The 24,758-nt window shown below is 45.7% G+C and carries 21 protein-coding genes, 1 tRNA gene, 1 other RNA gene and 1 pseudogene; 21 read left to right on the forward strand and 3 right to left on the reverse strand.

The window, feature by feature from the left end; translation table 11 throughout:
• Positions 1-56 precede the first annotated feature (56 nt).
• The 8 genes from J1C86_RS04010 to whiA all read left to right on the forward strand — a co-directional run bounded on the left by J1C86_RS04010 (position 57) and on the right by whiA (position 7,019).
• Positions 57-1,796 carry an Ig-like domain-containing protein gene (locus J1C86_RS04010; RefSeq protein ID WP_185754987.1) on the forward strand — a complete coding sequence of 580 codons (1,740 nt, stop codon included), beginning with the start codon at positions 57-59 and terminating at the stop codon, positions 1,794-1,796.
• 117 nt (positions 1,797-1,913) lie between these two features.
• On the forward strand, positions 1,914-2,042 hold the full coding sequence (locus tag J1C86_RS04015; protein ID WP_002895969.1) for a DUF4044 domain-containing protein: 129 nt from the start codon (positions 1,914-1,916) through the stop codon (positions 2,040-2,042).
• Positions 2,043-2,092: 50 nt separating this feature from the next.
• Positions 2,093-3,403, forward strand: coding sequence for a GTPase ObgE (gene obgE / locus J1C86_RS04020; protein ID WP_011836728.1), 1,311 nt, complete (start codon positions 2,093-2,095; stop codon positions 3,401-3,403).
• An 11-nt stretch (positions 3,404-3,414) separates the two neighbouring features.
• Positions 3,415-3,576, forward strand: coding sequence for a hypothetical protein (locus J1C86_RS04025; protein ID WP_125405811.1), 162 nt, complete (start codon positions 3,415-3,417; stop codon positions 3,574-3,576).
• A gap of 234 nt (positions 3,577-3,810) precedes the next feature.
• Positions 3,811-4,191 carry a RidA family protein gene (locus tag J1C86_RS04030; protein WP_002895964.1) on the forward strand — a complete coding sequence of 127 codons (381 nt, stop codon included), beginning with the start codon at positions 3,811-3,813 and terminating at the stop codon, positions 4,189-4,191.
• A 55-nt stretch (positions 4,192-4,246) separates the two neighbouring features.
• The gene (gene rapZ / locus J1C86_RS04035; RefSeq protein ID WP_002900704.1) at positions 4,247-5,137 is read left to right on the forward strand and encodes an RNase adapter RapZ; all 891 of its coding nucleotides are present in this window, start codon (positions 4,247-4,249) and stop codon (positions 5,135-5,137) included.
• On the forward strand, positions 5,134-6,111 hold the full coding sequence (locus J1C86_RS04040) for a YvcK family protein (protein ID WP_125405814.1): 978 nt from the start codon (positions 5,134-5,136) through the stop codon (positions 6,109-6,111). Before rapZ ends, J1C86_RS04040 begins: the two co-directional genes overlap by 4 nt.
• A complete protein-coding gene (gene whiA, locus J1C86_RS04045; protein WP_125405818.1) occupies positions 6,108-7,019 on the forward strand; it encodes a DNA-binding protein WhiA in 912 nt (303 codons plus the stop codon). The genes J1C86_RS04040 and whiA overlap by 4 nt, the downstream gene beginning before the upstream one ends.
• A gap of 33 nt (positions 7,020-7,052) precedes the next feature.
• On the opposite strand, the gene J1C86_RS04050 is transcribed toward whiA, so the two are convergent.
• Together J1C86_RS04050 and J1C86_RS04055 are read right to left on the reverse strand one after the other, a co-directional pair.
• Positions 7,053-8,021 carry an NAD(P)/FAD-dependent oxidoreductase gene (locus tag J1C86_RS04050; protein ID WP_061592718.1) on the reverse strand — a complete coding sequence of 323 codons (969 nt, stop codon included), beginning with the start codon at positions 8,019-8,021 and terminating at the stop codon, positions 7,053-7,055.
• Positions 8,022-8,132: 111 nt separating this feature from the next.
• Positions 8,133-9,449 (reverse strand): FAD-containing oxidoreductase, encoded by a 1,317-nt coding sequence (locus tag J1C86_RS04055; RefSeq protein ID WP_125405824.1) that lies wholly within the window; start codon positions 9,447-9,449, stop codon positions 8,133-8,135.
• A gap of 189 nt (positions 9,450-9,638) precedes the next feature.
• Here J1C86_RS04055 and J1C86_RS04060 point away from each other — a divergent pair, with 189 nt between their 5' ends.
• The 6 genes from J1C86_RS04060 (at position 9,639) to rpsU (ending at position 14,088) form a co-directional block, all read left to right on the forward strand.
• Positions 9,639-9,995: a DUF1304 domain-containing protein gene (locus tag J1C86_RS04060; protein ID WP_125405827.1), complete on the forward strand. Its 357-nt coding sequence runs from the start codon at positions 9,639-9,641 to the stop codon at positions 9,993-9,995.
• Positions 9,996-10,108: 113 nt separating this feature from the next.
• A complete protein-coding gene (locus J1C86_RS04065) occupies positions 10,109-10,486 on the forward strand; it encodes a BlaI/MecI/CopY family transcriptional regulator (RefSeq protein ID WP_002895954.1) in 378 nt (125 codons plus the stop codon).
• Positions 10,487-10,501: 15 nt separating this feature from the next.
• The gene (locus J1C86_RS04070; protein ID WP_125405830.1) at positions 10,502-11,959 is read left to right on the forward strand and encodes a M56 family metallopeptidase; all 1,458 of its coding nucleotides are present in this window, start codon (positions 10,502-10,504) and stop codon (positions 11,957-11,959) included.
• Between the two features lie 378 nt (positions 11,960-12,337).
• Complete coding sequence (locus J1C86_RS04075) at positions 12,338-13,069, forward strand: polyphosphate polymerase domain-containing protein (protein WP_002910141.1); 732 nt, start codon at positions 12,338-12,340, stop codon at positions 13,067-13,069.
• A gap of 11 nt (positions 13,070-13,080) precedes the next feature.
• Positions 13,081-13,764, forward strand: a complete 684-nt coding sequence (locus J1C86_RS04080; protein ID WP_002904175.1) for a DUF4956 domain-containing protein — start codon at positions 13,081-13,083, stop codon at positions 13,762-13,764.
• 147 nt (positions 13,765-13,911) lie between these two features.
• Complete coding sequence (rpsU, locus tag J1C86_RS04085) at positions 13,912-14,088, forward strand: 30S ribosomal protein S21 (RefSeq protein ID WP_000048054.1); 177 nt, start codon at positions 13,912-13,914, stop codon at positions 14,086-14,088.
• 113 nt (positions 14,089-14,201) lie between these two features.
• Here the strand turns inward: rpsU and mscL are convergent, their stop codons facing one another.
• Positions 14,202-14,585 (reverse strand): large conductance mechanosensitive channel protein MscL, encoded by a 384-nt coding sequence (gene mscL / locus J1C86_RS04090; RefSeq protein WP_002895947.1) that lies wholly within the window; start codon positions 14,583-14,585, stop codon positions 14,202-14,204.
• Between the two features lie 154 nt (positions 14,586-14,739).
• On the opposite strand from mscL, the gene dnaG reads away from it, so the two are divergent.
• The 7 genes and pseudogenes from dnaG to J1C86_RS04125 form a co-directional block, all read left to right on the forward strand.
• Positions 14,740-16,524 carry a DNA primase gene (gene dnaG, locus J1C86_RS04095; RefSeq protein ID WP_427150819.1) on the forward strand — a complete coding sequence of 595 codons (1,785 nt, stop codon included), beginning with the start codon at positions 14,740-14,742 and terminating at the stop codon, positions 16,522-16,524.
• A gap of 2 nt (positions 16,525-16,526) precedes the next feature.
• Positions 16,527-17,639 carry an RNA polymerase sigma factor RpoD gene (rpoD, locus tag J1C86_RS04100; RefSeq protein ID WP_002897871.1) on the forward strand — a complete coding sequence of 371 codons (1,113 nt, stop codon included), beginning with the start codon at positions 16,527-16,529 and terminating at the stop codon, positions 17,637-17,639.
• Between the two features lie 126 nt (positions 17,640-17,765).
• On the forward strand, positions 17,766-18,104 hold the full coding sequence (locus J1C86_RS04105; RefSeq protein ID WP_002897870.1) for a metal-sulfur cluster assembly factor: 339 nt from the start codon (positions 17,766-17,768) through the stop codon (positions 18,102-18,104).
• Between the two features lie 81 nt (positions 18,105-18,185).
• Positions 18,186-18,534: a transfer-messenger RNA gene (ssrA, locus tag J1C86_RS04110) on the forward strand.
• Between the two features lie 166 nt (positions 18,535-18,700).
• On the forward strand, positions 18,701-19,546 hold the full coding sequence (locus J1C86_RS04115) for a DUF695 domain-containing protein (RefSeq protein ID WP_125409676.1): 846 nt from the start codon (positions 18,701-18,703) through the stop codon (positions 19,544-19,546).
• A gap of 38 nt (positions 19,547-19,584) precedes the next feature.
• Positions 19,585-19,672, forward strand: a tRNA-Ser gene (locus J1C86_RS04120).
• 200 nt (positions 19,673-19,872) lie between these two features.
• Positions 19,873-24,120, forward strand: a pseudogene (locus tag J1C86_RS04125) (accessory Sec-dependent serine-rich glycoprotein adhesin); the annotation flags it as partial.
• Between the last annotated feature and the right edge of the window lie 638 nt (positions 24,121-24,758).

Genomic DNA, 24,758 nt, shown 5'->3' on the forward strand with positions numbered 1-24,758 from the left:
AGAAACTGAGACATAATGTCTTGGTTTTTTTATATTCGTATGAATTTTTAAACACTTTGAATAAAAATGTTGATAAATTGCAATACTCTTGGTATAATAAGCTACGAAAGGAGTATAAGATGAAAAATAAGAAAACACTTATTCTTAAAATTTTAATCTTGTTAACGGCCATTGTTACAGGTCTTGGTTTGGCTGCTAGGACACAGGCTGCTGAGGTAACAGATTATACCCAGCAAACAAGCATTACCAAAGATGGTGTGCCATTAACAAGTGACTCAACAGTTATGACCAATGAAACTCTGTCTGTAACAACTAGTTTCACATTCCCGTCATCTCAAACTATCGCTGAAGGCGACACCCTTACTTTCTCACTGCCGCAGGAATTAACCCTGATTACTCCCTTAAACTTCCAAGTATCTGATGTTGTCAATCACAAGGGAGAAGTAGTCGGAAAAGCTCAAGCGAATCCAGCAAGTCAGACTGTTACGGTAACCTTTAGTAATTACTTTACTAACTACACCGAACAAAAAGAAATGTCCCTGACTTTTAATGTACGGGTTAATAACGACAAGGTGCAAAATTCAGGGCCAGTTTCCTTCAAATTTGGCCAGACAGATTTTTCTTTCCAATACGAAAAGGTAGAAGGAACTGCTGGTGAATATGAAATGAAATATGGTTACCAAGACAGTAGCGATCCAAAGATTGTCAAGTGGCGCATTATCCTTAATGCAAGACAGGACATGCTTCGTAACATGGTGATTTCAGACAACTTTGGCGATGGTCTGACACTGGTACCAGGTACACTGCGCGCAGTTCGTTATGCTCCTGTAGAAGGTGGTATCCGCAATGAAGCGCACTTGCTGACTCTGCCTGTTTTGGATAACTTCACTAACAAGGCGGTTCTTACGCAAAATGCTAATGGTGATGCTAATGGCTTTACCATCAACTTTGGTGATAACTACAACTGGCCAATGTACATCGAGTACTCTACTCGCGTACCAGATGGTGTTCAAGTAGGTGATGTGGTTAACAACACCTTGTCTTGGACAGCTAAAGGCTTCCCAGAGCGTACTATTACTAAGTCAGTCCGCTTAGAAGATGGTTCTGGTAAAGGAAGCGGATTGTTAGCAAAAGACGTAATGATTAAGGCTCAGAAGAAGCTTGTTAACAAAGAGTTAGAAAAAGGTCAGTTTACCTTTGGTCTCTTTGATGAAAATGGTAACTTGCTTCAAACAGTTACCAATGAAGCAGACGGCTCTATCAACTTCAAGGCTTTAAACTACAGTGCTGCTGGTACTTACCGCTACAGCATCAAGGAAATCCCAGGAAATGATCCTAACTACGTCTATGATGACAAGGAAGCACAGCTGACAGTTACTGTAACTGACGTTAATGGTGAGCTTTTAGGCTCTGTTAAGTATGACTTGGATCCAGTCTTTACAAATACTTATAGAGGTAATGATCCAGGCAAGTCAGTTCAGCCGCCAACTCCTGGCAATAACAACAATCCAAACAACAACCCAAATAATAATCCAAACAATAATCCAAATAATACCCCAGGCAATGGTAACAATACCCCTGGTAACAGTTCCGACAATCCAAAGGGTGGAACAGACAATCCAGGGAATGGAAATAACAATTCAAACAATGGTACCAACGATCCGGGTGCTGCAGGAGGCAACAAAAAAGTTCTGCCTAAGACTGGTCAAGAAACTACACTTTGGCTGTCAGTTGCAGGTTTGGCAATCTTAGTTGGCTTTGGAAGCTATGTTTTTCTTCAAAAAAAGACTAGATAAAATTCAAAGGTTTTAAGAGTTTTCTCTTAAAGCCTTTTTGCATACTTTTCCATTTGAAAAAACGGAGCAATCATGTTAGAATAGACCTAGTAATTTTTAAAGGATAGAGGTGTTATCGTGGCTTTTGGAGATAACGGACAACGCAAAAAAACAGGATTTGAAAAATTGACGATGCTGGTCGTGATTATCATGCTCATCGTGACAGTTGGAGCTATCTTTGCTTCCGCTCTCAGTGCAATCTTTTAATCCAAACGCTTCAGGGCGTTTTTTTAGACTAGAAAAAGAGAATAGAAAAAATGAGTATGTTTTTAGACACAGCTAAGATTCAAGTTAAGGCTGGCAATGGTGGCGATGGCATGGTGGCCTTTCGCCGTGAAAAATATGTTCCTAACGGCGGCCCTTGGGGTGGCGATGGTGGCCGTGGCGGCAATGTTGTTTTTGTTGTAGACGAGGGCCTGCGCACCCTGATGGATTTTCGCTACAATCGCCACTTCAAGGCTCAGTCTGGTGAAAAGGGCATGACCAAGGGAATGCATGGCCGAGGGGCTGAGGACTTGATTGTTCGTGTGCCGCAGGGGACGACGGTTCGTGATGCTGAGACTGGCAAGGTACTGACAGACTTGGTAGAAAATGGCCAAGAATTTATCGTAGCGCGTGGTGGCCGAGGCGGTCGCGGAAATATCCGCTTTGCAACGCCTAAAAATCCTGCTCCGGAGATTTCTGAGAACGGAGAACCGGGTCAAGAGCGAGAGCTTCTGCTGGAGCTCAAGGTCCTAGCAGACGTTGGTCTGGTCGGATTCCCATCTGTCGGGAAATCCACTTTGCTTAGTGTTATTACAGCAGCCAAGCCTAAGATTGGTGCCTATCATTTCACGACAATCGTGCCCAATCTAGGCATGGTTCGCACTCATTCTGGAGAGTCCTTTGCGGTGGCAGATCTGCCGGGTTTGATTGAGGGGGCTAGCCAAGGAGTGGGACTGGGAACCCAGTTTCTCCGTCATATTGAGCGGACACGGGTCATCCTGCATGTCATCGATATGTCAGCTAGTGAGGGACGTGACCCTTATGAGGACTATCTGGCTATCAATAAAGAGTTGGAATCCTACAATCTTCGTCTCATGGAGCGCCCGCAGATTATTGTTGCCAACAAGATGGATATGCCAGATAGCGCTGAAAATCTTAAGATATTCAAAGAGAAGTTAGCAGCTAATTATGATGAGTTTGCGGAACTACCGCAAATCTTCCCGATTTCCAGTCTGACTAAGCAAGGACTTGCGACTCTCTTGGATGCGACTGCAGAGTTACTGGATAAGACACCAGAGTTCTTGCTTTATGATGAGTCTGAAATGGAAGAAGAAGCTTACTATGGCTTTGACGAAGAAGCACCAGCCTTTGAAATTTCTCGTGATGATGACGCGACTTGGGTACTGTCTGGTGACAAGCTTGAGAAACTCTTTAGTATGACCAACTTTGACCGCGATGAAGCAGTCATGAAATTTGCCCGCCAACTTCGCGGTATGGGAGTTGATGAAGCCCTTCGTGATCGCGGAGCCAAGGATGGAGATCTGGTTCGTATTGGCAAGTTTGAGTTTGAATTTGTTGACTAAGGAGGCTTGCAATGGGTGATAAACCAATATCCTTCCGCGATGAAAATGGAAATTTTGTCTCTGCAGCCGACGTCTGGAATGCAGAAAAACTAGAAGAGCTCTTTAATAAACTCAACCCCAAACGCAAGCTGCGTCTGGAAAGAGAAACATTAGCGAAAGCAGAAGAGGAATAAGACTTCTGATTTTGAAACTATAAACGCTGGGAAAAATTTCTCAGCGTTTTTAAATCTTAAAAAATGGGTTCTGATAGGTAAGTCGATTTCCTTTTAGCTTCTAAGGACCTCATTTTAGCTTCTAAGGACCTCATTAATGAAAAAATGGAAAAAGTCAAGGCTTATCAATCTGTCGTGGCCATTGCTTGCTATTTTATGGTATAATGAAAAAAATAAGTAGGAGAAGTGATAATTATGGCAAAAACGATTCATACAGATAAAGCACCAGCAGCGATTGGACCTTATGTTCAAGGAAAAATTGTCGGCAATCTTTTGTTTGCGAGCGGGCAGATTCCTCTGTCTCCTGAAACTGGAGAAATCATTGGGACAACTATTGAAGAGCAGACCCAGCAGGTACTGAAAAATGTTTCAGCCATTTTGGAAGCCGCTGGAACAGATTTTGACCATGTAGTCAAGGCTACTTGCTTCTTGAGTGATATCAATGATTTTGTGGCCTTTAATGAAGTTTACAAAACGGCCTTTACAGAAGCATTTCCAGCTCGTTCAGCAGTCGAAGTGGCTCGCCTGCCTAAGGATGTGAAGATTGAGATTGAGGTTATTGCCGAGATTCTCTAAAAAAGAGCAGGGGAAAACCACTCTTTGACGGATTCTATCTGATGAAAGGATTATTATGTCTGAGAAGAAAATTCAGCTTGTCATTGTGACTGGAATGAGCGGGGCGGGGAAAACCGTAGCCATCCAGTCCTTTGAAGACTTAGGTTATTTTACCATTGACAATATGCCGCCAACTCTGGTGCCAAAGTTCTTGCAGTTGGTCGAAGGGACCACGGACAATGATAAATTGGCTCTGGTTGTCGATATGCGGAGCCGTTCCTTCTTTTTGCAAATCCAGAACGTTTTGGATGATTTAGAGCAAAACGAGAACATTGATTTTAAGATTCTTTTCCTAGATGCGGCGGATAAGGAGTTAGTGGCTCGTTACAAGGAAACGCGTCGTAGCCATCCGCTGGCAGCTGATGGCCGGATTTTAGATGGGATTAAGCTGGAGCGTGAGCTCTTGGCCCCTCTGAAAAATCTCAGTCAAAATGTTGTGGACACAACTGATTTGACACCACGGGAGCTCAGAAAGACCATCTCTGAGCAATTCTCAAATCAGGACGAGATGCACAGTTTCCGCATTGAGGTCATGAGTTTTGGTTTCAAATATGGTCTGCCTTTGGATGCAGACTTGGTCTTTGATGTGCGTTTTCTGCCCAATCCCTACTATAAACCTGAGCTACGCAATCAGACAGGTTTGGACAAGGATGTCTTTGATTATGTCATGAACCATGCGGAGTCAGAAGAATTTTACCAGCATCTGCTAGGCTTGATTGAGCCAATCTTGCCGGGCTATCAGAAGGAAGGCAAGTCTATCCTGACCATTGCTGTGGGCTGTACGGGTGGTCAGCACCGCAGTGTAGCCTTTGCTCAGCGCTTAGCAGATGATTTGGCTAAAAATTGGCCGGTTAATGCCAGCCACCGCGACAAAAACCGTCGGAAAGAAACGGTGAACCGCTCATGAGAAAGCCACGAATTACAGTCATCGGCGGTGGAACAGGGATTTCTGTTATTTTAGACAGCCTGCGTAAAAAGGACGTAGAAATTACAGCCATTGTCACAGTAGCAGATGATGGCGGCAGTTCTGGTGAACTGCGGAAAAACATCCAGCAGCTGACTCCGCCGGGTGATTTGCGAAATGTCTTAGTAGCCATGTCCGACATGCCAAAGTTCTATGAGAAGGTCTTCCAGTATCGCTTTGCGGAAGGAGATGGTGTTCTAGCGGGACATCCCTTGGGCAATCTGATTATTGCAGGTATTTCTGAAATGCAGGGCTCAACCTATAACGCCATGCAGCTTTTAACCAAGTTTTTCCATACAACAGGTAAAATCTACCCTTCTAGCGATACCCCTCTAACTCTGCATGCTGTGTTTAAAGATGGAACAGAAGTTATCGGTGAGAGCAATCTGACCAGCAAGACCGGGATGATTGAGCGGGTCTATGTGACCAACACCTATGATGACAAGAAGCCTGCTGCTAGTAAAAAGGTGGTTGAGAGCATCTTAGAAAGCGATATGGTGGTTCTGGGGCCGGGTTCTCTATTTACCTCTATCTTGCCTAACCTCGTTATCGAGGAAATTGGCCAAGCTCTTCTAGACACCAAGGCAGAAGTGGCCTATGTCTGCAATATCATGACCCAACGAGGTGAAACAGAGCATTTTTCAGACAGCGACCACGTCCAAGTTCTGCACCGTCATTTGGGCAGGAAGTTTGTAGATACAGTCTTGGTCAATATCGAACCTGTCCCTCATGAGTACATGGACAGCAACCAGTTTGACGAATATCTGGTACAGGTGGAGCATGATTTTCAGGGGTTGCAAGAGCAGGTTCCGCGCGTTATTTCTTCGAATTTTCTGCGTTTGGAAAATGGCGGAGCTTTCCATGATGGTGAGTTGGTCGTTGACGAATTGATGCAGATTATACAGGTACGCAAATGAGTTTTACAGTAAAAGTAAAAGAAGAACTGCTGAGTCTGGCAAGCAGAGATAAAAATGAGCTGTCAGCCATGATAAAGATGTCTGGCAGTCTGGGCTTGGCCAGCAGTGGTTTGACTCTATCTGTCACAACAGAAAATGCCAAGATTGCTCGCCATCTCTATGAGTTGCTGTCGGACCTTTATCAGGTCAAGTCAGAAATCCGCCACCATCAGAAGACCAATCTGCGCAAGAACCGTGTATACACAGTATTTCTGGATCAGAAAGTAGAAGAAATCCTTTCGGACCTGCACTTGGCTGACTCCTTTTTTGGTATTGAGGCAGGGATTGACCAGGCCATTTTGTCAGATGACGAAGCCAGCCGAGCCTACCTACGGGGAGCCTTCCTCTCAAATGGTAGCATGCGGGAGCCTGACTCAGGCAAGTACCAGCTGGAAATCTTGTCCGTTTATCTGGATCATGCTGAGGATTTGGCTGCCTTGATGCAGCGTTTTCTGCTGGATGCCAAGACCATTGAGCGCAAGAAGGGGGCTGTTACTTATCTGCAGCGGGCTGAGGATATCATGGATTTTCTTATTGTCATCGGTGCTATGGAAGCCATGGCTGAGTTTGAATCTCTTAAGCTCATGCGGGAAGCGCGCAACGACCTCAATCGAGCTAATAATGCAGAGACAGCGAACATCGCCCGCACAGTCACAGCCAGTATGAAAATCATCAACAATATTGCCAAAATCAGCGATAATATCGGCATTGAGAGTTTACCTGTAGACCTGCAGGAGGTTGCCCAGCTTCGTATCCAACATCCGGACTACTCCATCCAGCAGCTAGCTGATAGTCTGAGCCGACCTCTGACTAAGAGCGGTATCAATCATCGCTTGAGGAAAATCAATAAAATCGCAGATGAATTATAAAAGCTGCTGAGCTTGAGCTCGGCAGCTGTTTTTTTATAGGCTTGTAGAATGTTTGGGTTGGACTTTTTGCTCAGGATAGATATGGTTAATGGCATTGTTGACAGCAGTAGGTGCCTCGCCTAGCCCAGTCGCAATCAGGTCAATCTTACCCTCGTAGCTGCAGCAGTCCCCAGCTGCATAGATACCTAGCATGGAAGTTTCTTGCTTGCTGTTGACTAAAATCTTGTGACGGTTAAGTTCCAAGCCCCAATCTTTGAGATTGCCGACAGAGGATTTAAAACCGTAGTTGACAAAGAGGTGATCCAGAGGCAGAAGCTGACTTTCCTCTCCTTTGACTTGGCTGATTTCCAAGTGGGTTATCTTGCCATTTTCACCAACCAATCGGCTCGGTATAAATGGTGTCTTAATCTCAACACTAGAAGCCTTGAGTTCTTCCACACTATGTTCTAAAGCTCGGAAGTTGTCCCGACGGTGAACCAGGCTGGTTTCTGCAATTTTTTCAAAAGCTAGTGCCCAGTCAACAGCCGAGTCGCCACCTCCCAGAATGACAACCTTTTTGCCTGCATACTGGCTGATGTTTGACACATGATAGTGGAGGTTGCTGTAGTTTTCAGCATCGTCTAGCTCCAAAGCTCTCGGTTTGAAGGCGCCGCCTCCCATGGCGATGATAATGGTTTTGGTCTGATGCTGGGCTTGAGAGGTTGTGATAGAGAAGCCATCATCAGATTTAGTGATATCAAGCACCGTTTCATTGAGGCAAATCTCAGTCTGGAAAGTTTCCAGCTGTTCAATCAGACGCTGAGTCAGCTCTTCGCCACTTAGATTGGTAAAGCCAGGGACATCCAGAATCTTCTTCTCTGGATAGAGAATGGCCGGCTGACCGCCCAGCTGAGGCAGGGAATCAATGATTTTAACCTTGGCTTGGCGCAGATGGGCGTAAAAAGCTGCGAATAGGCCAACTGGACCGCCGCCGACAATCGTAATATCATACAGTTCAGACATAATTTTCCTCAATCTTTTTAAAATAAACTAGCATTATTGTACCACAAAAAGGGGTTGAAATGTAAGCAAATGTTTTAAAGACATTTAAAAAGCCCCATTAGGGGCTTAAAATTAGATAGCAAATAAATCATTGAGGTTTTCAGCCAGCGTTGGGTGGGTGAAGATTTGCTTGCTCAAGTAGGTGTAAGGAATCTTATTATCCATGGCTACAGTCAGGATATTGATAATTTCCTGAGCTCCAGCTGAGAAGATAGTTGCTCCGACGATTTCCTTGGTTTCAGTGTTGACAACAGCCTTGAAAGCACCGCGTAAGTCAGCATTGACATGTGCACGAGGCATTGCTGCGACTGGAATCTCCTTAACTGCAATCGGCAGTCCTTGCTCTTGGGCTTCCTTTTCAGTCAATCCGATTTGAGCTAAAGGCGGTGTGATGAACATGCTGGTAGGGACGTTTTTACGGTCTTCCAGTGTGTAGCTGCCGTCGCCAGCCAGATAGCTATAAAGGATACGGAAGTCATCCAGTGAAATATATGTGAACTGCAGACCGCCATTGACATCGCCCACTGCAAATACACCAGGTACAGATGTTTCCAAGTGCTTATCGACCTTGATCGCTCCTCGCTCTGTCAGCTCGATATCTGTATTTTCCAACTGCAGTGGCTCAACATTCGGCTTGCGGCCAGTAGCATAGAGCAGGGCGTCAAAACGAAACTCTCCATCCTCTGTCACAACCACAACTTCGTTACCATCATTTTTGACCTGTGTGGTACGTACATTTTGTAAGAGTTGGATTCCGTCTTCTTCCATGTATTGCTTAGCTAGAGCAGCGATAGAAGGCTCAACTCGAGGGAGAAAGACAGGAGCAGCATCCAGCACAGTCACCTGACTGCCCAATTTGTTGTAGAGTCCAGCGAATTCTAGTCCGATGTTACCGCCGCCCAGAACTCCTAAACGTTTAGGAAGTTCCTTCAGATTTTGAATGCCAGTTGAGTCATACACGTGCTCGGTCTCAGTCAGTCCTGGAATTGGCAGGACATTGGAAACAGCACCAGTATTAATGACAATAGTTTCAGCAGTCAGTTCCTCTTTCTCATCGCCCGCTGTGATTTCGATGACCTTATTGGAAAGGAAATGAGCTTCCGCATCAATGATGTCGACACCAGCGCCACTGATTGCTGCATAGTTCTTCCCGTTGAGACGGCTGGTTACAGCATTCTTCTCAGCCATGACTTGGTCGAAAGCCAGGCCTTTTTCAGCTGCGACAAGCAGGGTCTTGGTTGGGATGCAGGCAATATTGATACAGGTTCCCCCGTACATAGCCTTGCTTCGCTCTATCAAAGCAACTTTTTTTCCTTGGGACGCCATTTTGGCTGCCAATGTTTTACCGGCCTTCCCAAAGCCGATGACAATTAAATCATAGGTTAACATAATTTACCTCCATTTTTCAAAAAAGATTGTATCACATCTAGTCAGAAATTGCTGATTTCTGCTACGCTTTTTTTCTTCAGTATTTTTAGTGTTTATTTTTAAACAGAATGTCCATTTTTGAGCAAGATTTTCGCAGTTCCAGTCAGTCTGTGTTATACTGAGTTTCGTTATATATTTTAGGGGGTTAAAATGTCTATTATTACATTGATTTTGGCAAGCTTGGTTGCCTTGGAATTTTTCTATATCCTGTATTTGGAGACCATCGCGACGACTTCTGCAGCGACAGCTCGGGTTTTCAGCATGTCACAAGAGGAGTTGGGGCAGCAGTCGGTCAATACTCTTTTCAAAAACCAAGGAGTATACAACGGTCTGATAGCTGTTTTGGTCTTGATTGCGGCCTTTGTACAACCTAGTTCGTTTTGGCTGGGAATTTTTATGGTTTATATCATCTTGGTGGCAGCTTACGGTGCGGTGACCAGTGACCTCAAAATCCTGTTCAAGCAGGGAGGGCTGGCTATGCTGACCCTACTTAGTTTATTTTTCTAAATAGAGTGAGGAAAATTGATTTCTCGCTCTTTTTTATATAATGATTGACTTTTTTGTTAGACAAGTGTAGAATAAAAATAGAAATAGCATTAATTTAGAAAGCGCGTGGAACGATGAAAAGATCTATTAAACGTTTGCCAGACGGGGAATTTACTATTTTAAAGGTAATTTGGCAACTGCCTACCCCGACGACCTCTGCCCGTATCATGGAAAAGCTGGGACCAGACAATCACTGGAAGCCCCAGACTTTGCTGACAGTTTTGGCTCGCTTGACTGAAAAGGGCTTTTTAGAAAGTGTCCGCAAGGGGCGTGAAAGGCAGTATACAGCCTTGATCTCAGAAGATGAGTATCTGGAAGTTGAGGCTTCGGATTTTTTGAAGCGTCACAGCGGCCGTTCAATGGGCGGTTTTGTCAAAACACTCTTTTCTTCTAACTCCTTTTCGGAAAATGAATTGGATGAGCTGCGTAGTTTGCTCAACCAAGGAAAGTAGGATGGAGGGATAAGCATGAAACAGTTCCTTCTTTCTTTTCTGCTGACCAGTTTGTCGACATCCATTTTGGTGCTTTTGCTTAGTCTGCTTTTTACGGTCTTTAAGACCAAGATTTCGGTCAGAGTGAAGTATTTTATTTGGTTTTTGATATTGCTGAGTTTTCTGTTTCCGTTCCGTCCTCAGTTTGGCTCAGGCCTGATTCGGCTGAATACAGGATCGGTAGTTCAGACAGCAGTGACTGCCACCCAGACAGGTGAAGCTCAGGGCGCTTCTCCAGCAGTTGAAAAAGCTGCCCAGACAAATCTATGGGAGGCTTTTCTGGGCCTACCTTGGTTTGAAATTCTCTTTGCCATCTGGCTGATTGGCTTTGTCTTTAGTATTGGAAGATATGCTTATTCTTATATTCGCTTCAGAAAGATGCTGAGGCGCTGGGGCACGGAGTTTCAGGACGAAGAAGCGATGGCTCAGCTGCGGGCTGTTCAGCAGGAGATGGGAGTTAAGGGCCGGATTCGTCTGCTCCACTATTCTATGTCCCAAAGTCCTATGCTGCTAGGTTTCAGAGATATTTTAATCGTGCTGCCAGAGTTGGACTACACAGAAGAAGAGCTGCAGCTGATTTTCAAGCATGAGCTGACTCACTATAAGCACCGCGATGTTTTAGTTAATCTTTTGGGAATTTTTGCCAAGAGTCTGCACTGGTTTAATCCGGTTGTCCGCTTTGCCTGCCGTGAAACCCAGGAAGCAGGAGAAATGTACTGTGACTATGATGTTCTGAGCAGTAGAGATACAGAGTATCGGACTTTCTACGGTGAAACGATTCTGACTATGATAGACCGCAGTAAGAAGACCCCAATTGCCCTGACAACCTGCTTTTACTCTGACAAGTTTAATCTCAAGCGTCGGATTGTCGGTATTATGGATAACCGCCTGCCTAAGAGGTTTCTGTCTGCTATTTTTGTAGTGGCCGTTCCTCTCCTTTTGCTCTTGACTAGTTCCGTCTTTGCTCTAGAGAGTCCAGCTGCTCAACAAAGCAGACCTGTTGCAGGGCAAAAACAGCCTCAAGGACTCAGTCAGCGTCAGGCTCTAGAGTCCGTCTTAAAAGAGCTATCTCTTTCTGAAAAAGATATTAAAGATTTACAAATTTCGCGTGAGAAAGACACCTATAAAATCCGCTTCTCACATGGGCAAACAGCCCATGAAACCATTGTCAATGCTAAGGATGGAAAACTGATCCAATCCAAGCAGCATACCATTGTCGAAAAGACGGTAACGGTTGAAAAAGAAGTCAGTCCATCCTCGTCTGCTGCATCAACTCCAGCTGATAACAGCTCTACTGCAGGTGCAGGAAATACGGGAGCAGCGGGCTCTACTGGAGCTAGTACAGCAACAGTTCAAACTCCGTCTCAGAACAGTTCCTCTCATACAACAGACACTGATGATACGGACGATGATGATGACCATGATGACGATTAAATAAAGGATTCTGCCAGTTTAAGTTTCTTAAAAGCTTAGACTGGTAGAATTTTATTATCTTCTCAAAGGGGGATTGGGAAATCCTCAAAGAGCAGTTAGTCATCAGTTTATCTTTTATTTTAGGTCGATTTTGCTTAAAGTTTGCACTTCGTGTCCTAATGCTAAAAAAACTGAAAGATTATTTATCTTTTTTCTTGACATTTATAAACGACAATTGTAGAATATACCTATAAACTACATTTGTAGAATGTTTTTGAAATATACTGCTTGGAAAGGAGAAGAAAGCAAAGCTTATCCAGACGCTTGTAGGATGCAGAGCGGAAGCTCTATTTCTTTTAAAAGCACAAACTACATTTGTAGAATCAAAGGAGAATTCAAATGAAACAAAAGCAAATCCAAACAAACTTCCAACGAATCGAAACGAAGTATATTCTTGACCGGGCAATGCTAGCTCGTCTTGAAGCTGACATGAGACCTTACCTCACCGCAGATGATTATGCGACTTCAACCATTTCCAATGTGTATTTTGATAATGATGAGTTCCAGATGATTCAGGATTCCATTGCCAGAAAAGGTGGTCGCGAAAAGATGCGGATGCGCACTTATGCTGAGCAGCCAAATGATGATAGTCAAGTTTTCTTGGAAATCAAGAAGAAACGCGATGAAGTAGGCTTCAAATATCGTTTAGTTTCCAATCCTCTCTCTGTGACCAACTATATTGTGAATGGTGTGGCAGACCATACTATTTCTGATGACCGAGTCAAGGCAGAAGTAGAACAGTTACAGGAGCGCTATCTAGACTTGAAGCCAAAAATGGTGATTAGCTATGACCGCTACTCTATGAGAGGCTTGGAAGATAAAAAGGTACGTGTGACAGTTGATTCCAACATCCGCTATCGAGATTATGATGTAGATTTGGCTTCAGGTCGCTATGGACTGCCCTTGCTGGAAGACGACAAGGTGATTATGGAAATCAAGGTTCCTGGTCAGTATCCTCAGTGGCTGGCTGATATTCTCAATAAATATGGACTAGAAGACCAGTCCTTCTCAAAATACGGCAAAGCCTACCTGCAAACTAAAGAAAGGCTGACTCAAACAGTCAAGGCCTAAGGGGGTAGTCTATGCTCAATCAGTTATTTAACAGTATTTACTCCTCCACGGAAGTTAAGATTAATCCTTTGGCACTGATTTTTTCACTAGCAACTAGTGTGGTCTTAGGAATTATCTTGGCCAAGGTCTATAAGCGGCAAACGATTTATACCAAGGAATTTGTCGTCACCCTCTCCCTTTTGCCAGCTATTATTTCCATTATCATCTTCTTGGTTAATGGAAATCTGGGTACCAGTGTCGCCGTAGCAGGGACTTTCAGCTTGATTCGTTTCCGGTCAGCCGCAGGTGGCTCCAAGGAGCTCCTAGCCATCTTTATGGCGACGGCTATTGGGATTACAACAGGGATGGGATTTGTAGCATTGGGAATTGTCTTTACTCTAGCTATTTCAGGCATCTGGATGCTCTTTGAAAAGATGAGCTTTACTTCAGTCAGTCCGACCAGACGTTATGTCCAGGTTCAGGTTCCAGCTGACTTTGACTACGAAGTACTCTTTGATGCTATCTTTGCAACGACTTGTAAATCAGCAGAACTGACCTCTCTCAAGTCGGCTGAAAAGAAGTCTATCAAGCTGGACTATGTTGTTGACTTGAATCCTGACATGAGCGACAGGGAGCTTATTCAGCAGTTCCTGTTCTATGATAAGGTACAGGATATTTCCCTTTCCAAAGCCGCTAAAAAGCGCAAAACTCTATAAGCAGAAGAAGACCAGCTGCAGCAGAGCAGTTGGTTTTCTTGTTTGTATCATAAAAAGGAGCTACATTATACTTACAGAAAATACTTGACACTCTTTTCTATATGTGGTATGATTATATAGATTTTGGACTTGAAGGGAGTGAAAAAAATGTCAAAAACAGTAGTACGCAAGAATGAATCACTTGATGATGCACTTCGTCGTTTCAAACGTGCGGTTACTAAAGCTGGTACTCTTCAAGAAACACGCAAACGTGAATTCTATGAAAAACCTTCTGTAAAACGCAAACGCAAATCAGAAGCAGCTCGTAAACGTAAAAAATTCTAATTGAACAAAGAAGCAGACCCCGGTCTGTTTTTTGTTTTGGCTTTTTGGAGAGAAGAGGATGATTATGAGCAATAGGCAAGAAAAAAACACTGATTTTCATCAGTGAATTCTCTTTATTTTTTCTCAGCCAACAAAGCTTTGATTTCTTGCAGGACTTCCAATTCAGTTGGTCCAGCTGGCGCTTCTTCAGCTTCTTCCTTCTTCTTAGCAAGGCTTTGTGCTTTTTCAGCAGACTTAACGATGAAGAAGAGAACAGTACCGATTACCAAGAAGTTAATTACAGCGCTCAAGAAGTTACCATAAGCGATCCCGTTCCATTTCAATTGAGAAATTTGCTCCAAGTTTGCAGCTTTCAAAATTGGGTTGAGGAAGAGGGGAGTGATTACGTCAGTAATCAATGAAGTGACGATTGCTCCAAAAGCGTTGGCGATGATCACACCGACTGCCAAATCAATCACGTTCCCACGCAGCAAGAATTCTTTAAGATCCTTTAACATTCTTTCTTTCCTTTCAAGAATTTATTAATGTGATTATATTATAGCTTATTTATATGACATCTACAAGATATTTGTTTGTCAAATATTTTACATTTGCTTCATTTTAGTATAAAATATAGAATGATATTCTATGATAAATTGGAGGTATTGTCTCTTGATTGATAAAGAAATCATTTCTGAAATTAAAAACAGCGTCAATATCGTCGATGTCATAGGAGAAACAGTAGCCTTGACCAAGGCTGGGCGGAATTTCCTGGGACTCTGTCCCTTTCATGGCGAAAAGACGCCCTCTTTTAACGTTGTAGAGGACAAGCAGTTTTATCACTGTTTTGGCTGCGGCAAGTCGGGCGATGTCTTCAAATTCATTGAGGATTATCGAGGCGTTTCCTTTATGGATGCTGTGCAGATTGTAGCAGATTGGGCAGGGATTCCCTTGGCTGTAGAGACAGCGGGCAATGACCGACTGAGACAAAGCCATCCGCACCAGGCTCTCTACGATATCCATACCGAGGCAGCGAAATTTTATCATGCGGTTCTGATGACGACCAAGATGGGAGAGGAAGCGCGGGCTTATCTCTACCAGCGGGGTCTGACAGATGATGTTCTTAAGCATTTTCAAATCGGGCTGGCTCCTAATGAGGGGAATTATCTTCATAAGAGTATGGCTGGCAAGTTTGATGAGAATACCATCATGAACTCGGGACTCTTTAATCTGGCGGAGAATAATCTGGTCTATGATGCCTTTCAGAATCGGATTATGTTTCCCCTGACCAATGACAGTGGGCAGGTTGTGGCTTTTTCCGGACGGATTTGGCAGGCAGCGGCTTCAGACGGGCATCAGGCCAAGTATAAAAACAGTCGCAGCACCGCTATTTTCAATAAAAGCTACGAGCTCTATCATCTGGATAAGGCCAAGCCGGTTATCAAGAAGAGCCATGAGGTTTATCTAATGGAAGGCTTCATGGATGTGATTGCGGCTTATCGGGCTGGGATTGAAAATGCGGTTGCCTCTATGGGAACAGCTCTGACACCTGAGCATGTCCAGCACCTGAGCAAGTATTGCAAGAAGATTATCCTGTCTTACGATGGAGATAGGGCAGGACAGGCAGCGACTGCAAAGGCTTTGGATGAGCTGAAAGATATGACGGTGGAAATTGTTCGGATTCCGGATAATTTGGACCCCGATGAATTTCTCGCTAAAAATTCTGAGGAAGACTTGCAGCATTTGCTGAGTAAAACGCGAATAAGTAATGTGGAGTTTCTGCTGCATCATCTGAAACCAGATAATATTGAAAATCTGCAGGCTCAGATTGAGTTTGTAGAGAAGATGGCACCGATTATTGCGAAGACCAAGTCCATCACAGCGCAGAACTCCTATATATACATGCTGGCTGAGTTGCTGCCGGACTTTGACTATCAGCAGGTGGAGCAGACGGTGAATAACAGCCGGCTGGCTGAGCGCTCTAGTCGCAGTCAGGAGGCGCCCACTCAGCAGTCTCAACCAGTCGTCATGCAGTTTTCGCCTTCGAACCGGCTGAGTCAGCTGACGAGGGCGGAAAATCATATCTTCCACCGCATGATGCATCATCCTTTGATTTTGAACCAATATCGGCTGAGAGAAGACTTTTTCTTTGACTCTGAGGAGTTACAGGCCTTGTATGAGATTTTGCTGGCAAATGGTGAGGTGACACCGCAAGATTTGTCCCAGCTGCCAGATCATGTCCAGCAGGCTTGGTACCGCGTCTTAGAAGAAGATTTGCCTGATGAGGTTTTGGAAGATGAATTGAAAGAAGTGGAAGAAACAAGAGAGCGGGAGATTTTGCGCAAGCATAATCAGTTTATTAGTAAGAAGATTCGAGAAGCCTCTCACAGCGGAGATACGGATACAGCCTTGTCTGAGCTAGAGCGCTTGATTGAGCAAAAAAGAAGAATGGAGTAGGAATGGCTACAAAACAAAAAGAAGTAACAACATTAGACGTTCAAATTGCAGAATTTATCCGCAACCACAAGCAGACAGGAGTTGCGACAGATGATGAAATCAATGACCAACTGGTCATTCCTTTCACTTTGGACGCTGATGGGATTGAGGATTTGCTGCAGCGCATCCAGGATGCTGGTATCTCAATTACAGATAAAGAAGGAAATCCCAGCGCGCGCGTCTTAAATAACGAAGAGGAAGAAGCGGAGCTGACGGATGAAGAGCTCTTAGGCAGCAATTCAGCCAAGGTCAATGACCCGGTCCGCATGTATCTGAAAGAAATCGGGGTTGTGCCGCTTCTCAGCAATGAAGAAGAGCAGGAGCTGGCTATCTTGGTAGAACAGGGAGACTTGGAGGCCAAGCAGCGTCTGGCTGAGGCCAATCTTCGTCTGGTTGTTTCCATTGCTAAGCGCTATGTCGGCCGTGGTATGCAGTTCCTTGACTTGATTCAAGAAGGAAATATGGGGTTGATGAAGGCCGTTGATAAGTTTGACTACACCAAAGGATTTAAGTTTTCAACTTATGCAACTTGGTGGATTCGTCAAGCCATTACCCGTGCGATTGCTGACCAAGCTCGGACTATTCGGATTCCGGTCCATATGGTGGAAACCATTAACAAGCTGGTCCGCGAGCAACGTAATCTCTTGCAGGAATTAGGGCAAGACCCAACACCAGAGCAAATCGCTGAGCGGATGGATATGACACCTGACAAGGTTCGTGAGATTCTCAAGATTGCTCAAGAGCCGGTTTCTCTGGAGACACCTATCGGTGAAGAAGATGACAGTCATCTGGGAGACTTTATCGAAGACGAAGTGATTGAAAACCCAGTCGACTATACAACTCGTGTCGTCCTTCGTGAGCAGCTGGATGAAGTATTGGATACGCTGACAGACCGCGAAGAAAACGTCCTACGTCTGCGCTTTGGTCTGGACGACGGCAAAATGCGGACCCTGGAAGATGTCGGCAAGGTCTTCAATGTCACCCGCGAGCGGATTCGCCAGATTGAAGCCAAGGCCCTGCGTAAACTCCGCCATCCAAGCCGCAGCAAACCACTCAGAGATTTTATCGAAGATTAAGAACTAAGAGCACAAGAAGGGGGAGAAATTTTCAGTAGGAAGCGTCAAGCCGGAAGACCTAGCTGAAAACAAAAGCCCCCTCGAGCTAATTTGAAATTTCTGCTATATCTATAAGGAGGATATTGCATGTCAGAACAAAAATACAGCCCTGAAGAAGTTGAAAAGATTAAAACGCGTATTTTAGAGAGCTTGGAGCAAGTCATTGACCCTGAGCTGGGGATTGACATTGTCAATCTGGGCCTAATCTATGAAATCCGTTTTGACGAGACCAATGGGGAAACGGAAATCGATATGACCCTGACAACCATGGGATGCCCTCTGGCGGATCTTCTGACTGACCAGATCTATGATGCTATGTCAGATGTTCCAGAGGTTACTAAGACTGATGTTAAGTTGGTTTGGTACCCAGCTTGGACGGTGGAAAAGATGAGCCGCTATGCTCGAATCGCTTTGGGGATTCGCTAAGAACTGATAGTAAGTACTAGCCTGCTGTGTGCAGGCTTTTGCTTTTTTTGAGGGATTCTGTTATAATATTCCTATTGTCTCGGGGTCGTTACGGATTCGACAGGCATTATGAGGCACATTTTGCGACTCATCTAGCGGATGTAAAACGCCAGTTAAATATAACTGCAAAAAATAACAATTCTTACGCTTTAGCTGCCTAAAAACCAGCCAGCGTGACCCGATTCGGATTGCTTGTGTCTGATGACAGGTCTTATTATGAGCAAGCTACGGCAAAATCTGGTCTAGGGATTTTGCAAGAGAATTATAGACTCGCTTGACTTGGGCTTGAGCTATGTGTCAAAGTTAAGTTAAATCAATACATAGCCTATGGTTGTAGACAAATGTGTTAGCAGGTGTTTGGACGTGGGTTCGACTCCCACCGGCTCCATTATTTTAAAGCCTTTCTAAAACGTTGAGAAATCAGCGTTTTTTGCTTTTGCTATGTTCAGGGAATCTTGATTTCTGTTTGAAAAAGTAATACAATGATGTTAGTGATGACAAAGGAAATATTGGTATTTCTAATTGGTCAATTTCATAAGTATTAAGGGAAGTTGGATATGAGTTTTTTTAAGAATCTGTTTGGTAAGAAACAAGAACAAGAGGAAGAGAAAGTAGAAAAGGTAGAAGAATCAGTGCTTGATGTGCCTTCTGAAGATCCTTTTCCGAGTGAGTGGGGATCTTTCTCAACTTATATTGATGACAAGTTGGCTAGTATCCGTCTGAATCTAGCTCTTGCTGATGAGGCACCCTATCCTCTCTATACCCATGCTATGAGACTCAAGATATCGCTCCTCCAGTACGATGGGGAGACGGGTTTTCCATCTAGTGAAGAGTTTAAGGAGCTGAATGTGATTGAGGATCGGCTTTCTGAGGCTTTGAGCCAGGTCGGTGGCATTCATGTTGGTGTGATTACGACAGATGGAAATATTGAGTTTTACTACTATCTGCAAGACAAGAAAAGCCATCTGGAGCCAATTGCAAACGTGATGCGCGACTTTCCAGACCGCCGCTATGACTCAGCGACCTTGGAAGATGAGGAGTGGGATCAGTACTTTGACTTTCTCTATCCTAATGAATACGAGTATCAGACCATTCTCAACCAGCGGGTCTGGTATCAGCTGGAGCAGGAAGGTGATGACCACACTCAGGAGCGCGAGATTGACCATTTGGCCTATTTTGCGTCTGAGGAAGACCGAGATGGTTTTCTTAAGGAAGTTGAAGCGTTGGGCTATAGCCTTGTATCTGCTGAAAAGATAGAAGATGCGGACAAACCATATCAGCTGCACGTGATTCGTATGGATACGACGGAAATCTTTGATTTGAACCAGAATGTTTGGACTTTGGTTGAATTTGTGAAAAAATTTAACGGAAACTATGGCGGTTGGGGCTGTAATGTGGTATAATGGTTAAAGTTTTGAGAAAGCTGGGCTTTCTCTTTTGTGGAAGATTACTCAAGAGGCTTAAGAGGCTGTGTTGGAAACGCAGTAGGCGTGTAAAAGCGTGCGTGGGTTCGAATCCCATGTCTTCCGTTATCATATGCAAGAAACGCTGTTTGGCGTTTTTTCTATTTATTGAAGGAGATGAAAGTTGCTTTAATATGAATATTTTTGGAAATGCTTGAAAACAATTTCAGCAAAAAAAATAAGTAATTTATTGTTCATTTTATATAATAGTGTGGTAAAATGGGATTAATGGATTTTTAAAAAGGATATAAATTAAAGGGAGAATTATGTTTTTTAAACGTCAAAAAGGTAAGTACCACGAAGTAGAGCGTGTGACTCGTTTTAAGCTGATTAAATCGGGTAAGCATTGGCTGCGTGCTGCGACATCACAGTTCGGCCTTTTTAGATCAATGAGAGGGGGAGGCCTTTCATCGATCGAGCTCAAGGTAACGGAAGAACAAGTTACCGATAAGAAGAGCGGCATAGACTTTTTGAGGGGCATTGTCGCCACGGGAGCCGTGCTGGGCGGAGCTGTTGTGACAAACACAATCGTCCATGCGGAAGAAGAGCAGGCTCTGGAAAAAGTCATTGACACGACAGACGTTTTAGCGACACGTGGTGAAACAGTTTTAGGAGAAGAAAGCAGTGCTGCTGAAGCAGCGACCGCAACGGCAAGCTCACATACTGAGTCAGAGTCTGTATCAGATACATCCTCAGCCAGTGCCAGTGCTTCTGTCAGTGCGTCTATCTCTGCCAGCATTTCAGCTTCAGAGTCAATGTCACAGTCTAGCTCTGCTTCTATCAGTGCCAGCACATCTCAGTTAGTCTCAGATTCCTTAAGTGTATCTGAGTCTCTTTCAGTATCTTCAAGTACATCTGATTCAGTGAGTGCATCTCAGCCAGCATCGACCTCAGCTAGCTCCAAGTCAGAATCTACTGTAAACAGTCAAAGCGCATCATCTGAAACCAATAGGTCTTCGACTAATAATGGCTCAGCCAGTTCCTCAAGTGAAACGGCTCGTGTTCGGAAACGTCGTGATGTGGCAAATGCTGTTGATACAGAAGCTCCTGAGGTTACAACAGGAGATTATGTAGTATATAGAGGCGAATCTTTTGAATTTTATGCAGGAACTACAGATAATAGCGGTCAAGTTAATGCTGTTATCATCCGTAATGTTGAAAGAAATAAGCAGGGGCAGTTTTATCTTTCACCTGACTGGTTACAATATTCTACAGATAATCTGGGACAACCGGGCAATGCTACGGCTCAGAATCCTCTTCGAACTAGAATATTTGGTACCGTTCCACTAGATAACCCTATTGGTATTTATACTCGTTATATGCTTGGAACAGATCCTAGTGGCAATGAAACTAAAATAAACCCTATTGATAGCCGAAATGGTTTTGAAAGATTTATCCTCACTGTAAAAACTCAAAATGAAAAGTATGATCCTGCAGATCCGACAATAACGTTTGTAAATAATCTTTCTAACCTATCTACAAATGAGAGAAATGCTGTAGCTGCTGCGGTTAGAGCAGCAAATCCTAATATACCTGCTACAGCTACGATTTCTGTTTCTGCAAACGGAACGGTTACCATTACTTATCCAGATAAATCTAAAGATACTATTTCTGCGGATAGAGTAGTAAAGGATCTTGCATCAAGTCGTTCAGCTTTAACATCAGCTTCTACATCCGCCTCGACCAGTGCTTCAGTGTCTGCAAGTACCTCAGCGTCTCTTAGTGCATCGACCTCAGCGAGCCAGTCTATTGTAGATAGTAAATCGGCTTCTGTAAGTGCATCAACATCCGCAAGTACGTCTGCCTCGACGAGCGCATCAGTCAGCGCCAGCACGTCCGCGTCGACAAGTGCATCTGTATCAGCCAGCACGTCAGCATCAACTAGTGCGTCAGTGAGTGCAAGTACGTCCGCATCGACCAGCGCGTCAGTAAGTGCAAGCACCTCCGCTTCAACGAGCGCGTCAGTAAGTGCAAGTACTTCAGCGTCAACGAGTGCATCAGTTTCAGCAAGCACGTCTGCTTCAACGAGCGCGTCAGTAAGCGCAAGCACATCGGCTTCAACCAGTGCGTCCGTATCTGCAAGCACTTCAGCGTCGACAAGTGCATCCGTATCTGCCAGCACGTCTGCTTCAACCAGTGCGTCAGTGAGTGCAAGTACCTCGGCGTCGACGAGCGCGTCCGTAAGCGCAAGTACCTCAGCGTCGACGAGTGCATCCGTATCTGCCAGCACGTCTGCTTCAACCAGTGCGTCAGTCAGCGCAAGTACGTCAGCGTCGACAAGTGCGTCAGTGAGCGCAAGTACCTCAGCGTCCACTAGTGCATCAGTAAGTGCAAGTACGTCTGCTTCAACGAGTGCATCTGTGAGTGCAAGCACCTCAGCGTCGACGAGTGCGTCCGTATCTGCAAGTACTTCAGCCTCAACCAGTGCATCTGTGTCTGCAAGTACGTCCGCATCAACGAGTGCATCCGTATCAGCAAGTACGTCTGCTTCAACGAGCGCATCGACAAGTGCTAGCACGTCGGCATCGACGAGTGCGTCAGTATCAGCAAGTACGTCCGCATCAACGAGTGCGTCAGTATCAGCAAGTACGTCCGCATCAACGAGTGCGTCAGTGAGTGCAAGTACGTCTGCCTCCACGAGTGCCTCTGTATCTGCAAGCACGTCTGCATCAACCAGCGCTTCTGTATCCGCAAGTACCTCCGCCTCCACGAGTGCGTCTGTAAGTGCAAGTACGTCCGCTTCAACGAGTGCCTCAGTGAGCGCCAGCACGTCAGCATCCACAAGTGCATCTGTGTCAGCAAGTACCTCAGCGTCCACTAGCGCATCAGTAAGTGCAAGTACGTCAGCATCCACAAGTGCATCCGTATCAGCAAGTACCTCAGCGTCCACTAGCGCATCAGTAAGTGCAAGTACCTCAGCGTCCACTAGCGCATCAGTAAGTGCAAGTACCTCAGCGTCCACTAGCGCATCAGTAAGTGCAAGTACGTCAGCGTCCACTAGCGCATCAGTAAGTGCAAGTACGTCTGCTTCAACGAGCGCATCAGTAAGTGCAAGTACGTCTGCTTCAACGAGCGCATCAGTAAGTGCAAGTACCTCAGCGTCGACGAGTGCGTCAGTATCTGCAAGCACGTCGGCCTCCACGAGCGCGTCCGTAAGTGCAAGTACGTCTGCTTCAACGAGTGCGTCAGTGAGCGCAAGTACGTCTGCATCGATGAGTGCGTCAGTAAGTGCAAGTACCTCCGCCTCCACGAGCGCGTCCGTAAGTGCAAGTACGTCCGCTTCAACCAGTGCCTCAGTGAGCGCCAGCACCTCAGCGTCCACCAGTGCATCTGTATCTGCAAGTACCTCAGCGTCTACTAGCGCGTCAGTGAGCGCAAGCACGTCAGCGTCCACGAGTGCGTCAGTAAGTGCAAGTACGTCTGCCTCAACGAGCGCCTCAGTAAGTGCAAGTACGTCTGCTTCCACGAGTGCCTCAGTAAGTGCAAGTACGTCAGCGTCAACGAGTGCGTCGGTAAGTGCAAGTACGTCCGCTTCCACGAGTGCGTCAGTGAGTGCCAGCGCGTCCGCTTCAACGAGTGCATCCGTATCTGCAAGTACGTCAGCCTCAACGAGTGCGTCAGTAAGCGCAAGCACATCGGCTTCAACAAGTGCCTCTGTTTCTGCAAGTACCTCAGCCTCAACGAGCGCATCAGTAAGTGCAAGTACCTCGGCGTCCACGAGCGCGTCAGTGAGTGCCAGCACATCTGCATCAACAAGCGCGTCAGTGAGCGCAAGTACCTCGGCGTCAACTAGCGCGTCAGTGAGTGCAAGTACTTCAGCGTCGACAAGTGCGTCCGTTTCAGCAAGTACCTCAGCATCGACGAGTGCATCCGTATCCGCAAGTACGTCCGCCTCAACAAGTGCGTCAGTGAGCGCAAGTACCTCGGCGTCCACGAGCGCGTCAGTAAGTGCAAGTACCTCAGCGTCTACCAGCGCATCCGTTTCAGCAAGTACGTCCGCGTCGGCGAGTGCATCCGTTTCAGCAAGTACGTCCGCGTCTACCAGTGCTTCTGTATCCGCAAGTACTTCAGCGTCAACAAGTGCATCTGTATCAGCAAGTGAGTCTGCTTCCACGAGTGCATCCGTATCTGCAAGCACGTCCGCGTCAACGAGTGCGTCAGTGAGTGCCAGCACGTCCGCGTCAACAAGTGCGTCCGTAAGCGCAAGCACGTCCGCTTCAACGAGTGCATCTGTGAGTGCAAGCACCTCAGCGTCCACCAGTGCATCCGTATCTGCAAGTACGTCTGCTTCCACGAGCGCATCAGTTTCAGCAAGCACGTCCGCATCGACAAGTGCGTCCGTAAGCGCAAGTACCTCAGCCTCGACGAGTGCGTCGGTATCCGCAAGTACCTCAGCGTCCACGAGTGCATCTGTGAGTGCAAGCACCTCAGCGTCGACGAGCGCGTCAGTCAGCGCAAGCACATCTGCGTCCACGAGCGCATCGGTAAGTGCAAGTACCTCAGCCTCGACGAGTGCGTCGGTATCCGCAAGCACGTCCGCTTCAACGAGTGCATCAGTAAGTGCAAGTACGTCTGCCTCAACGAGCGCGTCAGTTTCAGCAAGCACGTCCGCATCGACAAGTGCGTCCGTGAGCGCAAGTACGTCAGCTTCAACGAGCGCATCAGTAAGTGCAAGTACGTCCGCGTCAACCAGCGCATCCGTTTCAGCAAGTACCTCCGCGTCGACCAGTGCGTCCGTTTCAGCAAGTACATCTGCCTCCATGAGCGCATCAGTAAGTGCAAGTACGTCCGCGTCAACCAGTGCATCCGTTTCAGCAAGTACGTCAGCTTCAACGAGCGCATCAGTAAGTGCAAGTACGTCCGCGTCAACCAGTGCATCCGTTTCAGCAAGTACGTCCGCGTCAACCAGTGCATCCGTATCTGCAAGTACGTCCGCTTCAACGAGTGCGTCCGTTTCAGCAAGTACGTCCGCCTCGACTAGTGCGTCAGTAAGCGCCAGCACGTCTGCATCAACCAGCGCATCCGTTTCAGCAAGTACCTCCGCGTCGACCAGTGCATCAGTTTCTGCCAGCACGTCTGCATCAACAAGTGCGTCTGTAAGTGCAAGTACCTCAGCGTCGACAAGTGCGTCAGTATCTGCAAGTACTTCAGC

It is taken from the genome of Streptococcus sanguinis (genome assembly GCF_050220005.1).
Classification (GTDB): domain Bacteria; phylum Bacillota; class Bacilli; order Lactobacillales; family Streptococcaceae; genus Streptococcus; species Streptococcus sanguinis_Z.